A 15,016-nucleotide genomic window follows, 5' to 3' on the forward strand; every position below is an offset into this window, starting at 1 on the left:
GGGGGCGGCGGCCGCCCTCACTCCGCTTCCGAGTCCAGAAGCTCGATATTCAGGCCGAGCGAGCGGATTTCCTTGACGAGAACGTTGAACGACTCCGGCACGCCGGCTTCGAAATTGTCCTCGCCCTTGACGATCGACTCGTAGACCTTCGTCCGGCCGGCGACGTCGTCCGACTTCACCGTGAGCATCTCCTGCAGCGTGTAGGCGGCGCCGTAGGCTTCGAGCGCCCACACCTCCATCTCACCGAAGCGCTGGCCGCCGAACTGCGCCTTGCCGCCCAGCGGCTGCTGGGTCACGAGGCTGTACGGGCCGGTGCTCCGCGCGTGGATCTTGTCGTCCACGAGGTGGTGGAGCTTCAGGAGGTACTTCACGCCGACGGTCACGGGGCGGGCGAACTGCTCGCCGGTGCGGCCGTCGAAGACGACAGACTGGCCCGAGGTGTCGAAGCCGGCGCGCTCCAGCGCGTCGTTCACGTCCGCTTCCTTGGCACCGTCGAAGACCGGGGTCGCGATCGGCACGCCGCGGGTGACGTTGCCCGCCGCCTCGAGGAACTGCTCCTCGGGCATGTCGGCGATGGCCTCGTTGTAGACGTCCGGGCCGTAGGCGATCTTCATCGCCTCCTTGAGCGGCGTCATGTCACCCTTCAGGCGATAGTCCTGCAGCCCGGCCTCGATGGAGCGGCCGAGACCACGGGCGGCCCAGCCCATATGCGTCTCGAGGATCTGGCCGACGTTCATGCGGCTCGGCACGCCGAGCGGGTTCAGCACGAGATCGACCGGCGTGCCGTCCGCGAGGAACGGCATGTCTTCCTCGGGCACCACGCGGCTGACGACGCCCTTGTTGCCGTGACGGCCGGCCATCTTGTCGCCGGGCTGAAGCTTGCGCTTCACCGCGATGAAGACCTTGACCATCTTCATCACGCCGGGGGGCAGGTCGTCGCCGCGGCGGACCTTCTCGACCTTGTCCTCGAACCGGCGGTCGAGAGCCTTCTTCTGGATCTCGAACTGCTGGTGCAGGGCCTCCTGCGACTGGGCATCCGCGTCGTCGCCGAGGGCAAGCTGCCACCACTGGCCACGGCTGAGGGTGCCGAGGAGCTCCTCGTTGATCTCGGAGCCGGCCTTGATGCCCTTCGGGCCCTTCATCGCGGTCTTGCCGAGGATCAGGTCCTTCAGGCGGGCGTAGATGTTGCGCTCGAGGATGGCGAGCTCGTCGTCGCGGTCGCGGCTGTGACGCTCGACTTCCTCGCGCTCGATCTGCAGCGCGCGCTCGTCCTTGTCGACGCCGTGCCGGTTGAACACCCGGACCTCGACGACGGTGCCGTAGTCGCCCGGCGGCAGCCGGAGCGAGGTGTCGCGGACGTCGGACGCCTTCTCGCCGAAGATGGCGCGCAGGAGCTTTTCCTCCGGCGTCATCGGGCTTTCGCCCTTGGGCGTGATCTTGCCCACGAGAATGTCCGCCGGCCCGACTTCGGCGCCGATGTAGACGATGCCGGCCTCGTCGAGGTTGCGCAGGGCTTCCTCGCCGACGTTAGGGATGTCGCGGGTGATCTCCTCCGGCCCGAGCTTGGTGTCACGGGCCGCCACTTCGAATTCCTCGATGTGGATCGAGGTGAAGACGTCGTCCTTCGCCACGCGCTCGGAGATGAGGATCGAGTCCTCGTAGTTGTAGCCGTTCCACGGCATGAACGCGACGAGCACGTTCTTGCCGAGGGCGAGCTCGCCGAGATCGGTCGAGGGGCCGTCGGCGATGAACTCGCCGCGGTTGACCGTGTCACCCACCTTCACCAGCGGGCGCTGGTTGATGCAGGTGTTCTGGTTCGAGCGCTGGAACTTGCGCAGACGGTAGATGTCCACGCCCGGATCGCCCGGCGCCACGTCCTCGGTGGCGCGGATGACGATGCGCATGGCGTCGACCTGGTCGACCACGCCCGCGCGCCGCGCGGTGTGGGCCGCACCGGAGTCGCGCGCCACGATTTCCTCGATGCCGGTACCGACGAACGGCGCCTCGGCACGGAGGAGCGGCACCGCCTGCCGCTGCATGTTCGAGCCCATGAGCGCGCGGTTCGCGTCGTCGTTCTCGAGGAACGGGATGAGCGAGGCGGCCACGGAGACGAGCTGCTTCGGCGAGACGTCGATGAGATCGACGTTCGACGGCGGGTTCAGCATGAAGTCGCCGGCCTTGCGGGTCGAGACGAGGTCGTTGGTGAAGCGGCCTTCCGCGTCGAGGTCGGCGTTCGCCTGCGCAACGGTGTGGCGCATCTCCTCGGTGGCGGACATGTAGACCACTTCGTCAGTGACCGTGCTGTCCTTCACCCGGCGGTACGGGGTTTCGATGAAGCCGTACTTGTTCACCCGCGCGAAACTGGCGAGCGAGTTGATGAGACCGATGTTCGGGCCTTCCGGCGTCTCGATCGGGCACATCCGGCCGTAGTGGGTCGGGTGAACGTCGCGGACCTCGAAGCCGGCGCGCTCGCGGGTGAGACCGCCCGGCCCGAGCGCCGAGAGACGACGCTTGTGCGTGACCTCGGAGAGCGGGTTGGTCTGGTCCATGAACTGGCTGAGCTGCGACGAGCCGAAGAACTCGCGCACCGCCGCCGCCGCGGGCTTCGCGTTGATGAGATCCTGCGGCATGACCGTGTCGATCTCGACGGAGGACATGCGCTCGCGGATGGCGCGCTCCATGCGGAGCAGGCCGACGCGATACTGGTTCTCCATGAGCTCGCCGACCGAGCGCACGCGCCGGTTGCCGAGGTGGTCGATGTCGTCGATCTCGCCGCGGCCGTCGCGCAGGTCCACCAGCGCCTTGATGCAGGCGATGATGTCCTCGTTCCTGAGCGTGCGGACGGTGTCCTCGGCGTCGAGGTCGAGGCGCATGTTCATCTTCACCCGGCCCACGGCCGAGAGGTCGTAGCGCTCGGGATCGAAGAACAGGCTCTGGAACATGACGTCGGCGGCCTCGACCGTCGGCGGCTCGCCCGGGCGCATGACCCGGTAGATGTCCATGAGAGCCTGGTCGCGGTTCATGTTCTTGTCGACCTGCATCGTGTTGCGGATGTACGCACCCACGGTGATGTTATCGACGTCGAGGGTCGGGATCTCGGTGACGCCGTTGTCGAGCAGCGTCTTCAGCACGCCGCCGGTCACGTCGCCGGAGCGCGCGTCGATGTCCCAGGTGAGTTCGTCGCCCGCCTCGGCCCAGATGAGGCCGGTGTCCTCGTTGATGATGTCGCGCGACGCGAAGCGGCCGACGATGGCGTCGAAGGGCACCAGCACTTCGGCGATGTCGCCCTTCTCCTGCCACTCCTTGACCATGCGCGGCGTGACCTTCTTGCCCGCCGGCGCGATCACCTCGCCGGAGGCCGCGTCGATCAGGTCATAGGTCGGCTTGGAGCCGCGCAGCCGCTCCGGGAAGAAGCGGGTGGCCCAGCCGTTGCCTTCGCGACGATAGGTCACGGTGTCGTAATAGGACGCCATGATCGCGTCCTGATCCATGCCGAGGGCATAGAGCAGCGTCGTCACCGGCAGCTTCCGGCGGCGGTCGATGCGGGCGAAGACGATGTCCTTGGCGTCGAACTCGAAGTCGAGCCAGGAGCCGCGGTAGGGAATGACGCGGGAGGTGAAGAGCAGCTTGCCCGACGAATGGGTCTTGCCGCGGTCATGGTCGAAGAACACGCCGGGGCTGCGGTGCATCTGCGACACAATGACGCGCTCGGTGCCGTTCACGACGAAGGTGCCGTGCGGCGTCATGAGCGGCATGTCGCCCATGTAGACGTCCTGCTCCTTGATGTCCTTCACGGACCGCGCACCGGTCTCCTCGTCGACTTCGAAGACGATCAGGCGCAGGGTGACCTTCAGCGGCGCGGCATAGGTCATGTCGCGCTGCATGCACTCCTGGACGTCGTACTTCGGGGACTCGAGTTCGTACTTCACGAATTCGAGAACCGCAGTCTCGTTGAAGTCCTTGATCGGAAAGACCGACTGGAACGTGCCCTTCAGCCCCTCGCCGTCGCGGGGCTCCGGGCCGTCGCCGGATGCGAGAAACAGGTCGTAGCTCGACTTCTGAACCTCGATGAGGTTCGGCATTTCCGCGACCTCGCGGATCTTGCCGTAGAATCGCCGAATGCGCTTGTGACCTGAATACCGCTGAGCCATGCTCGAACCTCTTTGCATCGCGAGACATCCGGTGGGTAACGGATGCCTCGGCTGTGCCAGACGCGTTGGCCCTATGCTTGTGCGAATTCCCACCTCGCACACCCGGACCGATCTTGCGTCTTTGCCGAAACCCGCTCGCAGGTGCCCGCAGAGACGCATGAGGGCTGGACCCGCGTTGCCGCGGCTCCAGCCTGAACTTGGGTCAGTGGCGCCGGACGGCGCCCACCGAAATCACTTCAGCTCGACTTCCGCACCAGCGGCAACGAGCTTCTTCTGGATCTCCTCGGCCTCGGTCTTGGAGACGCCTTCCTTGACGGCCTTGCCGCCAGCCTCGACCAGATCCTTCGCCTCCTTGAGGCCCAGGCCGGTGATGGCACGGACTTCCTTGATGACGTTGATCTTCTGGGCGCCGGCCGACTTCAGGATGACGTCGAATTCGGTCTGCTCCTCGGCGGCTTCCGCCGGAGCGCCGGCCGCGGGACCCGCAGCCATCATCACGGCACCGCCCGCTGCGGGCTCGATGCCGTACTCGTCCTTCAGGATCTTCTTCAGTTCAGCGGCCTCGAGGAGGGTGAGCCCCACGATCTCTTCCGCCAGCTTCTTCAGGTCAGCCATTTTCAGGTTCCATCACATAAGGTGTCAGGTCCGGTGTGACAAGGGGTCGCCACCACGCGGGCCAGTCGGTTGCGTCAAGCCGCCTCACGTTCCTCGAGGGTCGTGAGGATCGCCGCGATGTTCGATGCCGGAGCGCCGATCGCCGAAACCAGCTCGCCGGCCGGAGCGCCGATGCAAGCCACGACGGAAGCGATAAGCTCCTCGCGCGACGGCATCTGTGCCACGGCCTTCACACCGGCCTCATCGAGCGGCGTCGCCCCCATGGCCCCGCCAAGCACAACAAGCTTCTTGTTGGTCTTGGTGAAATCGTCGACGGCCTTGGCCGCGGCGACGGGGTCTTCGGAGAAGGCGATTACCGTCATGCCCTTGAGAAGACCGCCCATGCTTTCGCCGGCGGTTCCCTTCAGAGCGATCTTGGCGAGCTTGTTCTTGGCGACGCGGACGCTGCCCCCGGCCTGCTTCAGCCGGAGACGGAAATCCGTCATCTCTGCAACCGACATGCCCTCGTAGTGCGCGACCACGACGACACCAGAGTCAGTAAAGATCTGGCCGAGCTCGGCGACCACGATCTCTTTCTGGCCTCTATCCACGGTATTGCTCCAAGTTTGGCACCTTCGGGGTCTCTCCCTCCGGCACCCGCTCAGTTTTCCGCCGGGTCTCCCCGGCGCTCGGGGTCCTTAACCCGGGTCCCGCCAACATCGCCCGGAGGGGTCGCCTCCGATGGATCCTGATCGTTCCCCGTCTCAGGCAGGATTTCCGAGGTTTCCCTCCACCCACCGTCTCGGACAGTTCGGGCGGTCGCTTCCCTCGGGAAGCTACTGGCCCGGAACATCCCTCCGGTTGCCCGGAGGGAATCTCTTGTTACTCGGCGGTCGCGTTCGACACGTCGACCGACACGCCCGGCCCCATGGTGGAGGAGAGCGAAATCTTCTTCAGGTAGGTGCCCTTGGCGCCCGCGGGCTTCGCCCGGTTCACCGCCTGCACGAAAGCCTTCACGTTCTCGACGAGCTTCGGCGCGTCGAACGACGCCTTGCCGACGCCGCCGTGGATCACGCCGGCCTTCTCGACCTTGAACTGGACTTCGCCGCCCTTGGCGTTCTTCACCGCGGTCGCAACGTCCATCGTCACCGTGCCGACCTTCGGGTTCGGCATCAGGTTGCGCGGCCCGAGGATCTTTCCGAGCCGGCCGACGATCGGCATCATGTCCGGGGTGGCGATGCAGCGATCGAACTCGATCTTGCCGCCCTGGATGGTCTCCATCAGGTCTTCGGCGCCGACGATGTCGGCCCCGGCGGCCTGCGCCTCCTCGGCCTTCGCCCCGCGGGCGAAGACGGCGACGCGGACGGTCTTGCCCGTGCCGTTCGGCAGGTTGACCACGCCACGGACCATCTGGTCCGCGTGACGCGGATCGACGCCGAGGTTCATGGCGATCTCGAGGGTCTCGTCGAACTTCGCCGAGGCGTTCGCCTTGATGAGTTCGACCGCCTCGGTGACGCTGAGGTCAGTCTTGCCCTCGAATGCCTTGCGAGCGGCGGTGGTGCGCTTACCGATCTTCGCCATCGCCTTACCCCTTCACCTCGATGCCCATCGAGCGCGCGGAGCCGGCGATGATCTGCATCGCGGCGTCGACGTCGTTGGCGTTCAGGTCCTTCATCTTGGCTTCGGCGATCTGGCGAACCTGCGCCAGCGTCACCGTGCCCGCGGTCGCCTTGCCGGGCGTCTTCGACGCCGACTTCACGCCCGCCGCCTGCTTCAGGAGGTAGGACGCCGGCGGCGTCTTCACTTCCATCGTGAAGGACTTGTCGGTGTAGTAGGTGATGATGACCGGGGTCGGCTGACCGACTTCCAACTCCTGGGTCCGGGCGTTGAACGCCTTGCAGAACTCCATGATGTTGATGCCGCGCTGACCGAGCGCCGGGCCCACGGGCGGGGACGGGTTCGCCTTGCCGGCGGGAACCTGCAGCTTGAGCTGCCCCGCCACCTTCTTGGCCATGATGGCCTCCTTGCTTCCATGCCCGCGGGTCGCGACCCTGGGGCGTTACATGGGGTGGTACGGATTTCCGGGCGCGCCCGGGTCACCTCCCACCACGGGCCGAAATCTCGGGGATTCCGGTCCGCTTCTCGGAAGGGCACGATCGGGACAGGCGATGACCTTTCCCAGTCGTGCCCCGGTGCTCAGCTCGCCTTGGCGACCTGGGCGAATTCAAGCTCGACCGGTGTCGCGCGGCCGAAGATCGACACGGACACCTTGAGCCGGCTGTTCGACTGGTCGACTTCCTCGACCATGCCGGAGAAGCCCTCGAACGGTCCGTCGGTCACGTTCACCTGCTCGCCGGTCTGGAAGGTGATGATCGAGCGCGGGCGTTCCTTGCCCTCGACCACCTGGTTCTGGATGCGGGCGACCTCTTCGTCGCGCATGGGCGTCGGCTTGCCCTGCGGCCCGAGGAAGCCGGTCACGCGGTTGATCGAGGTGACGACGTGATACGTGCGGTCCGACATCTCCATCTTGACCAGCACGTAGCCGGGCATGAAGCGCTTCTTGGTCTGGACCTTCTTGCCGCGACGGATCTCGATGACGTCCTCGGTCGGGACGATCACCTCGGCGATCTCGTCTTCCAGATGATGCTGCGCGGTCGCCTCGCGGATGGCCTCGGCGACCTTCTCCTCGAAGTTCGACAGCACGCTCACCGAATACCAGCGCATCGCCATCCGTTCTCTCGTCCTCAATCCTTGGCCGCGGTTTCAGCCTGCGGTTGTTTCCCACGCGCGGCGCCCAAGCAAATGCTGGCGTGCGGCCGAATCGCCACTCGCCAGCGCTCGTTGGGGAAGCGCGCACATACCCCCGCGCGGGGCGGGGTTCAAGAGGCGATCTTGAGAACCGCCTCGAGCCCGAACCGGATGATGAGATCCACGGTGAAGAAGAAGATGGCGAAGACGGTCGCCATGATCATCACCATGATGGTGGTCAGGACGGTCTCGCGCCGCGTCGGCCAGACGATCTTGGCCGTCTCGGCGCGAACCTGCTGGATGAACTGCAGGGGATTGGTGCGGGCCATCGGTCTCTCTCGTTCGGACGGCTGCCACCTAGGACAACCGTCCGAAGTTTGCAAGGCCCGACCCGTCGAGGCCGGACAGCGGGCTGTCAGGCGGCGGGCTTCCAGTCGCCGGTCGGGATGACGTTGACCATCCACGGAATGCCGAACCTGTCGGTGAGCGTGCCGAAGCCGGGCGACCAGAAGGTCTCGCCGAAGGGCATCCCCGGCTTGCCGCCCTCGGAGAGGCGGTCGTACCAGCGCCTTGCCTCGTCCATGTCGGTGGTGTGCAACGTCACGTCGAAACCGTTCTTCGGCTTGTCGACGTTCGGCGCCCACTGGGTGTCCATGTCGGCGCCCATCAGCGCCTGGTCGCCGACCTCGAGCCAGCAGTGCATCAGCCAGTCCTTGTACTTCTCGCCGGAGACCGGCATGTCCGGCGGCGCGTCGGAGTAGGGCATGGCGGCGGTGATCTTGCCGCCGAGCGCGTCGGCGTAGAACTCGAACGCCTTCCGGCACTGGCCCTGGAAGCTCAGGCTGGTCACGATCTTCATGGTCGTATCCTCCATCCCCGACAAGGGTTGCAGGTGGCGGCGGTCGATCGCCGTCGCCCTGGGGTCGTAGCGGCTGTCGGGGGAGTATCTGCCGCTGATCGTTGGGTTGGCCGCCTCAATGTGGCCGGCCCTTTCCAAATTCGCTGCGTCGTGATAGGTTGATATCAACATAGAAGGCCTGAGCATGTCAACCCCTGCAATGCCGTGTGCCCTGGAGGCCACTTTCGAGACCACCCTTCTGGTGCGCGACAGCTGTCTGTGCCTGCATGCCCAGCGGGCGGCGCGGGTGATCGCTCGGCGCTTCGACGTGGCCCTGAAGCCCGTCGGCCTCACCAGCGGGCAGTTCTCGCTGCTCATGTCGCTCAATCGCCCGGAGCCGCCCGGCCTCGGCAGCGTCGCGGAGCTGCTGGCGATGGACCGCACGACGCTCACCGCCAACCTGAAGCCGCTGGAGCGGCGGGGTCTCGTCGAGACACAGGCCGATCCGAAGGACCGGCGCGCGCGGCTGCTGCGGCTGACGCCGGATGGCCGGGCGCTTCTCGCCCGGGCGCTGCCGATCTGGCGGAGCGTGCAGATGGCGCTTGAGGCGGGACTGCCCGAGCCCGGGCGTCTGCGCTCCGATCTCGTCGCGCTGTCGCGATCCGATCCCGATCCTGATCCCGAACCCGATCTGGCCGGGTCTTCCGTGGCTGGCTGAGACGCGACCTGGCACATCGCCGGGTGACCTGCCCTTGACGTTGCGGCTTCGAGCCTCATCGTCCGGCGGCAGGGACAAGGGACGCCCATGACCGACGAGATCCATTCGAACGGCCTGCCAACGCCGCGCCGTCACTTCGCCGTGCTCGCGATTGCCATCGGCATCGCGATGGCGGTGCTCGACGGCACGGTGGTGAACGTGGCGCTCCCGAGCATCGTCGCCGAGCTCGGAACCACCCCGGCCGCCGGCGTCTGGGTGATCAATGCCTATCAGCTGGTGATCGTCGCGCTGCTGATGCCGCTCGCCTCGCTGGGCGAGCGGGTGGGCTACCGGCGGGTCTATCAGGTCGGCATCGCGCTCTTTACGCTCGGCTCGCTCGTCTGCGCGTTCTCCGGCACACTGCCGGCGCTGATTGCTGCGCGGGTCGTGCAGGGCGTCGGCGGCGCGGCAATCATGAGCGTGAACGGGGCGCTGGTGCGCCACACCTATCCCGACGCGCTTCTCGGCCGTGGCGTCGGGCTGAACGGCCTCGTGGTGTCCCTGTCGGCGGCGGTGGCGCCGTCGCTCGCGGCGGGGATTCTCGCCGTGGGAAACTGGCCCTGGCTCTTCGCGGTCAATGTGCCGTTCGGACTCCTGAACCTCTGGCTGGCACTGCGCTTCCTGCCGCGCTCCGAGGAATCGACTCAGCCGTTCGACTGGACGAGCGCGGTCCTGAGCGCGGTGATGCTCGGGCTCTTCTTCATCGGCGCGGACGCCGTCATCCGGGGCGCCGCCGCTGCGGTACCGGCGGCGATCGGTATCGTCGTCTCCATCGGGCTGGCTGTGCTGCTGGTGCGGCGCGGCAGCCGGCAGACGGCGCCGCTCATTCCGGTCGATCTCTTCCGTGATCCGGTGTTCGCGCTGTCGGTCTCGGCGTCGATCTGCGCGTTCGCGGCGTTCACCATCGCCTTCGTCGCGCTGCCCTTCTACTTCCAGTCGGTTCTCGGCCTCGATCAGGTGACGAGCGGGCTCCTGATGACGCCGTGGCCGGTGGCGCTCGGGTTCGCCGCACCGCTGGCCGGATGGCTTTCGGACCGGGTCTCTGCCGGCGGGCTCGGGGCCTTTGGGATGGTGCTCCTCGCCGTGGGCCTCGCGCTGCTGACGTTCGCGGGGCCGGAGACTGGCGCCTTCGGGATCAGCTGGCGGATGGCGGTCTGCGGCTTCGGGTTCGGCTTCTTTCAGGCGCCCAACAACCGGCAGCTCCTGTCGTCGGCGCCGCGTTCAAGGGCCGGGGCGGCGAGCGGCATGCTTGCGACGGCCCGGCTGCTCGGCATGACGATCGGCGCAACGGTCGTGGCGCTGGTCTTTCTGCTCACGCCGGAGCGGGCGGAGCCTGTCGGGCTCGCGATCGGCACGGGGCTCGCGATTGCCGCCGCGCTTCTCAGCGGGCTGCGTCTGTCACGGCGGGCTCGGGCAAAGGGAGAGGCGGTGAGGCGGACCTGAAAGCCGCCTCTTACGCTGGCAGGGGCGATAGGACTCGAACCTACGACCCTCGGTTTTGGAGACCGATGCTCTACCGACTGAGCTACACCCCTACAGCGTGGGTTGCCTTAGGTTTTCCCGAGCCAGAGGTCAAGCGGTTATCACGGCTTCCACCGGAGCGCGCGGCGGTCACGCCGGGATGTCGCGCGTTCCCGGCGCGGCCACCAGAATGGCGCGGAAGTCGTTGACATTGGTCAGCGTCGGGCCGGTCACGATGGCATCGCCCAAGGCCTCGAAGAGCGGATGCGCGTCGTTCTCCGCCAGCATCTTTCGCGGGTCGAGGCCGCGCTCGCGGGCGCGGGCGAGGGTGTCGGGGGTGACGAGAGCACCGGCGGCGGGGCCGCCCCCGTCGATGCCATCGGTGTCGCCGGCGAGGGCAAAGACGCCGGGCGCGCCGTTCAGGGCCACGGCGAGGGCGAGGAGCAGCTCGACGTTGCGCCCGCCGCGTCCCGCGCCGCGAACCGTGACCGTGGTCTCGCCGCCCGAGAGCAGGACACAGGGGCCGGGCAGGGGGTGGCCGGTGGTGGCGGCCGAGCGCGCGATCCCGGCCATGACCTTGCCGACCTCGGCGGCCTCGCCCTCGAGCGCGTCGCCGAGGATCAGCGGCGTGACGCCCTCGACCCGCGCGACTTCCGCCGCGGCATCGAGCGACATCCGTGGCGTGGCGATCATCAGCGTTTCGGCGGTCGCAAGGCGCCGGTCGCCGGGCTTCGGGGTCTCGTCCCGGGCGGCGGCCAGATGCGCCCTGACCGAGGCCGGAGCCTCGATCCGGTAGCGCGCGAGGATCGCTTGCGCGTCCGCGAAGGTCGTCGGGTCGGCAACCGTCGGGCCGGAGGCGATGGCCGCGAGATCGTCGCCGGGGACGTCGGAGATGATGAGGCTCACCACCCGGGCGGGGTAGGCGGCCGCGGCGAGCCGGCCGCCCTTGATCGCCGAGAGGTGGCGGCGAACGGTGTTCATCTGGGCGATGTCGGCGCCGCTTCGGAGGAGGGCGGTGTTCACCGCCTGCTTGTCGGCGAACGGGATGCCCTCGGCCGGCAGCGCCATGAGCGCCGAACCACCGCCCGAGATCAGGCAGAGCACCAGATCGTCCGGCCCCGCGCCCTCTGCCATCGCCAGCATGCGTGCAGCCGCCGCGCGACCCGCCTCGTCGGGGACCGGGTGCGCCGCCTCGACGATCTCGATGCGCTCGCAGGGCACGGCGTGGCCGTAGCGGGTGATGACGAGACCCTCGAGCGGGCCGTCCCAGGCGGCTTCGACTGCGGCGGCCATGGCGGCGGACGCCTTGCCGGCGCCGAGCACGATCGTGCGCCCCTGCGGGCGCTCCGGCAGGTGGCGGGCGACGATGCCGGCGGGAAGGGCGGCGGCCACCGCGGTGTCGAACAGGCGCCGGAGCAGCGCGACGGGGTCTGATGCGGTCAAGTCGGTCCCTCCCTGCGGGAATTTCGCCAGCGTGTCAGGCCCAGAGTGTCAGGCCCAGAGTGTCTTGCATTGTCAGACTCGGCATAGCGGCGCGGCGGCACGGCGTCACCTGCCGGCCGCAGGGGAGGCACCCGGGCGTGCCGGGCAGCGCGGCCATTGCCGGGCTCGACTTCGGGCGGCATCCTCCCGATATTCCAAGGCTGATCCGGGAGCCGCGTGATGCCGCTGCTCGCGGAGCGTCGCACGCCGAGCCATGACCGAAAGGCGCTTTGGCCCATGCCGCCTGCCTTGACGCCGAAGTCGCTGGTCTGGCCGTTGCTGACGGCGGCGATCGCCACCTGCGGCGGGGCGATCTTCACGGCGCTCGGCATGCCGACATCGTGGCTCATGGGGGCGATGTTCGCCACGGCGGTCGGGGCGCTTGCGGGCCTGCCGCTCGATCTGCCGCCGCGGCTCAGGGAGGTCGCCTTTCTCTTTCTCGGCATCTCGATCGGATCGAGCGTGACCCCCGAGAGCGTGCGCGCGATGCTGGACTGGCCGGTGAGCCTCGCGCTGCTCTTCATCTCCGTGGCGGCGACGATGTACGCCTCGTCCAGCTACCTGCGGCGGGTTCACGGCTGGGATGACGCTACGGCGCGCTTCGCCTCGATGCCGGGGGCCTTCTCCTCGGTGGCGGCGATCGCCTCGACGAGCCGCGCCGACATCCCCCGGGTGATGCTCGCGCAGAGCAGCCGCATCTTCATCCTCGTGGCGCTGATGCCGCTTGTCATCTCCCTCGTCAACGGCGGCCTGACCACTTCGGCGGCGCCGGGCAGCGGTGTCTCGAACAGCCTCACGGAGGTTCTCGTGATCTCCGCCAGCGGTCTCGTGCTGGCGCTCCTCCTGAACCGACTCGGTGTCCCGGCCGGCAGCCTGCTCGGGGCGATGCTGGCGAGCGCCACCCTCCACGCCACAGGCGTCGTGCACGGCCGCTTTCCGCAGCCGCTGCTGATCTTCGGCTTCGTGGCGACCGGGGCGGTGATCGGGGCGCGGTTTCGCGGCACGACGCTCGCCACCATTGCCCGCACCATGCCCGGCGCGATCGCCAGCGTGCTGATCGCGCTCGTCATCTCGGCGGGGATTGCCGCGTTCGGGGCATGGGTGCTCGACGCGCCGTTTGGCCAGATCTGGCTCGCCTATGCGCCCGGTGGCGTGGAGGCGATGTCGGCGATGGCGCTGGTGCTGAACCTCGAGCCGGCGTTCGTCGGCGGGCACCACCTGCTCAGGATCATCGGCCTCAGCTTCGTGAGCCCGTTCTGGTTCCGCAAGTCCCGGCGCCCGACCTGATTGCTCCGGCTCGGGTTCGTCGGCTAAACCTTTCACCGACCACAGCGGGCCGAGCCCCGCGCAACCGCAGAGGCCCCCCCGAGATGGAAGAACACGTCATCCCCGCCGCCCATGGATTTGCCATTCGCCTCGCGGAAGGCGACGCGGTCACGGTGATCAACGACTCCGGCACGCAAGTCGTCGACACCTGGGCGTTCTGTGCCGAGGATCCGAGCCACTTCATGTCGATGTCGCACAGCCGCGTGCACAACGGCCGGGTCTGCGCGCCGGAGGGCGGAAGCTATGTCACCGACCGGCGCGAGCCCATCCTGCGGGTGGAGCGCGACACCTCGCCCGGCACCCACGACACGCTGCTGGCCGCCTGCGATCCCGAGCGCTACGCCGCGCTCGGCTGCACCGGGCCGCACCGGTCGTGTGCGGAGAACCTGCGCGAGGCGCTCGCGGCCATCGACTTCCCGTTCTCCCGGGTGCCCGAGCCGCTCAACCTCTTCATGAACATCCCGGTCCACGGCGACCTGACGCTGGAGAACGGCAGCCCGAGCGGCAAGGCCGGCGACCTCGTGACGCTGCGCGCGCTCCGCGACTGCATCGTCGCCTTCTCCTCCTGCCCGCAGGACCTGACCCCGATCAGCGGTGGCAAGATCAATCCGGCGAGCCTGCGGGTCGAACGGAAAGCCTGAGGCGCGAACCGGCCGGCGGGGATTGCCCGGAGCCGGCCGGACAGCCCGACGCCGCGGCCGCCTTCACTCCAGTTCCGTGACCAGCCGGCCGATGTGGGCCTCGAAGAAGGACGAGAACGTCGCGATGCGGGGCGGCAGCGCGTGGTAGGGCGGGTAGAACAGCGTCAGCCACAATTCGGGCGGGTGCCACTGCGGCAGCACCCGCACCAGCCGTCCCTGGCGAATCAGTTCGGCCACGATGAAGGTCGGCAGCAGGGCCACGCCCGATCCGTCCGCCGCGAAACGTCCCAGCACCTCGCCATTGTTGGCGCTGATGCACTGTCCGGCATCGACGGTGTACCTCGACTTGCCGTCACTGAGCTGCCACTGCTCGCTGCGGCTGTCGCCGCTGAACGCGAGACAGGCGTCCGCGGGAAGCTCGGACGGATGAGTGACTCGTGCCCAGGGTGTGCCCGGCGCAGCCACGAGGATCCGGCGAACGACGCAGATCTTGCGCCAGATCGTGAACTTGTCCGAAGGCGGCCCGGACACGCGCACCGCCAGGTCGAAGTCCTCCTCGACCACGTCCAGAAAATGGTCGGTGAGCACGATCTGTACGTCGATCTTCGGGTAGAGCTTGCGAAACCACCCGATGATCTGCGGCAGGACCTTCTGGCCCAGCGACATGGGGGCGTTGATGCGCAACAGCCCCTCATCTGCCCTATGTGCGTTCAGGATGTCGGCGCGGGCTTCCTGAAGGGAGCGGACCGCGGGGGCGATCCGCGCCGCGAAGCTGGCCCCGTCGCTGGTCAGGGAGACGGTCCGCGTCGTTCGGACGAACAGCTGAACGCCGAGTTCCTCTTCGAGCGCGGCGATGGTGCGGGTGACGGACGCCGGGGTGACGCCGAGCTCACGGGCGACCTGCGCAAAGCTCTTGCGTTCTGCCGCAAGCAGGAAGGTGTGAAGGGCTTTCAGCTCATGCATGGATTATTGCGCCTCGTGCAACGCACTCACAACTTTTAAGGCAATTCTCCGCAAT

At 67.8% G+C, this 15,016-nt stretch carries 14 protein-coding genes and 1 tRNA gene; 4 read left to right on the plus strand and 11 right to left on the minus strand.

Annotated features, from left to right (window positions below):
- Positions 1-17: 17 nt before the first annotated feature.
- The 8 genes from rpoB to HNP73_RS14720 form a co-directional block, all read right to left on the minus strand.
- A complete protein-coding gene (gene rpoB, locus HNP73_RS14685; protein ID WP_184151186.1) occupies positions 18-4,151 on the minus strand; it encodes a DNA-directed RNA polymerase subunit beta in 4,134 nt (1,377 codons plus the stop codon).
- A 231-nt stretch (positions 4,152-4,382) separates the two neighbouring features.
- Positions 4,383-4,766 carry a 50S ribosomal protein L7/L12 gene (rplL, locus tag HNP73_RS14690; RefSeq protein WP_184151189.1) on the minus strand — a complete coding sequence of 128 codons (384 nt, stop codon included), beginning with the start codon at positions 4,764-4,766 and terminating at the stop codon, positions 4,383-4,385.
- 74 nt (positions 4,767-4,840) lie between these two features.
- Positions 4,841-5,356, minus strand: coding sequence for a 50S ribosomal protein L10 (gene rplJ / locus HNP73_RS14695; protein WP_184151192.1), 516 nt, complete (start codon positions 5,354-5,356; stop codon positions 4,841-4,843).
- Positions 5,357-5,627: 271 nt separating this feature from the next.
- Positions 5,628-6,326, minus strand: coding sequence for a 50S ribosomal protein L1 (gene rplA, locus HNP73_RS14700; protein ID WP_184151195.1), 699 nt, complete (start codon positions 6,324-6,326; stop codon positions 5,628-5,630).
- A gap of 4 nt (positions 6,327-6,330) precedes the next feature.
- Positions 6,331-6,759 carry a 50S ribosomal protein L11 gene (gene rplK / locus HNP73_RS14705; RefSeq protein ID WP_184151198.1) on the minus strand — a complete coding sequence of 143 codons (429 nt, stop codon included), beginning with the start codon at positions 6,757-6,759 and terminating at the stop codon, positions 6,331-6,333.
- Between the two features lie 182 nt (positions 6,760-6,941).
- Entirely contained in the window at positions 6,942-7,475 is a 534-nt protein-coding gene (gene nusG / locus HNP73_RS14710; protein ID WP_184151201.1) for a transcription termination/antitermination protein NusG, read from the minus strand.
- A gap of 149 nt (positions 7,476-7,624) precedes the next feature.
- Complete coding sequence (gene secE / locus HNP73_RS14715; RefSeq protein WP_184151204.1) at positions 7,625-7,822, minus strand: preprotein translocase subunit SecE; 198 nt, start codon at positions 7,820-7,822, stop codon at positions 7,625-7,627.
- 86 nt (positions 7,823-7,908) lie between these two features.
- Entirely contained in the window at positions 7,909-8,352 is a 444-nt protein-coding gene (locus tag HNP73_RS14720) for a VOC family protein (protein ID WP_184151207.1), read from the minus strand.
- A 184-nt stretch (positions 8,353-8,536) separates the two neighbouring features.
- Between HNP73_RS14720 and HNP73_RS14725 the strand changes: the two genes are divergently transcribed.
- Together HNP73_RS14725 and HNP73_RS14730 are read left to right on the plus strand one after the other, a co-directional pair.
- Complete coding sequence (locus tag HNP73_RS14725; RefSeq protein ID WP_246399843.1) at positions 8,537-9,049, plus strand: MarR family winged helix-turn-helix transcriptional regulator; 513 nt, start codon at positions 8,537-8,539, stop codon at positions 9,047-9,049.
- Between the two features lie 87 nt (positions 9,050-9,136).
- Entirely contained in the window at positions 9,137-10,531 is a 1,395-nt protein-coding gene (locus HNP73_RS14730) for an MFS transporter (protein WP_184151210.1), read from the plus strand.
- Between the two features lie 16 nt (positions 10,532-10,547).
- Here HNP73_RS14730 and HNP73_RS14735 read toward each other — a convergent pair.
- Together HNP73_RS14735 and HNP73_RS14740 are read right to left on the minus strand one after the other, a co-directional pair.
- Positions 10,548-10,623, minus strand: a tRNA-Trp gene (locus HNP73_RS14735).
- Between the two features lie 76 nt (positions 10,624-10,699).
- Positions 10,700-11,992 (minus strand): glycerate kinase type-2 family protein, encoded by a 1,293-nt coding sequence (locus HNP73_RS14740; protein WP_184151213.1) that lies wholly within the window; start codon positions 11,990-11,992, stop codon positions 10,700-10,702.
- Positions 11,993-12,268: 276 nt separating this feature from the next.
- Here HNP73_RS14740 and HNP73_RS14745 point away from each other — a divergent pair, with 276 nt between their 5' ends.
- Positions 12,269-13,318 carry an AbrB family transcriptional regulator gene (locus HNP73_RS14745; protein WP_184151215.1) on the plus strand — a complete coding sequence of 350 codons (1,050 nt, stop codon included), beginning with the start codon at positions 12,269-12,271 and terminating at the stop codon, positions 13,316-13,318.
- An 83-nt stretch (positions 13,319-13,401) separates the two neighbouring features.
- Positions 13,402-13,998 carry a DUF1989 domain-containing protein gene (locus HNP73_RS14750; RefSeq protein WP_184151218.1) on the plus strand — a complete coding sequence of 199 codons (597 nt, stop codon included), beginning with the start codon at positions 13,402-13,404 and terminating at the stop codon, positions 13,996-13,998.
- A gap of 63 nt (positions 13,999-14,061) precedes the next feature.
- Here the strand turns inward: HNP73_RS14750 and HNP73_RS14755 are convergent, their stop codons facing one another.
- Positions 14,062-14,961, minus strand: coding sequence for a LysR family transcriptional regulator (locus HNP73_RS14755; RefSeq protein ID WP_184151221.1), 900 nt, complete (start codon positions 14,959-14,961; stop codon positions 14,062-14,064).
- Positions 14,962-15,016: the final 55 nt, after the last annotated feature.

Source organism: Amaricoccus macauensis, from assembly GCF_014201905.1.
Lineage (GTDB): Bacteria > Pseudomonadota > Alphaproteobacteria > Rhodobacterales > Rhodobacteraceae > Amaricoccus > Amaricoccus macauensis.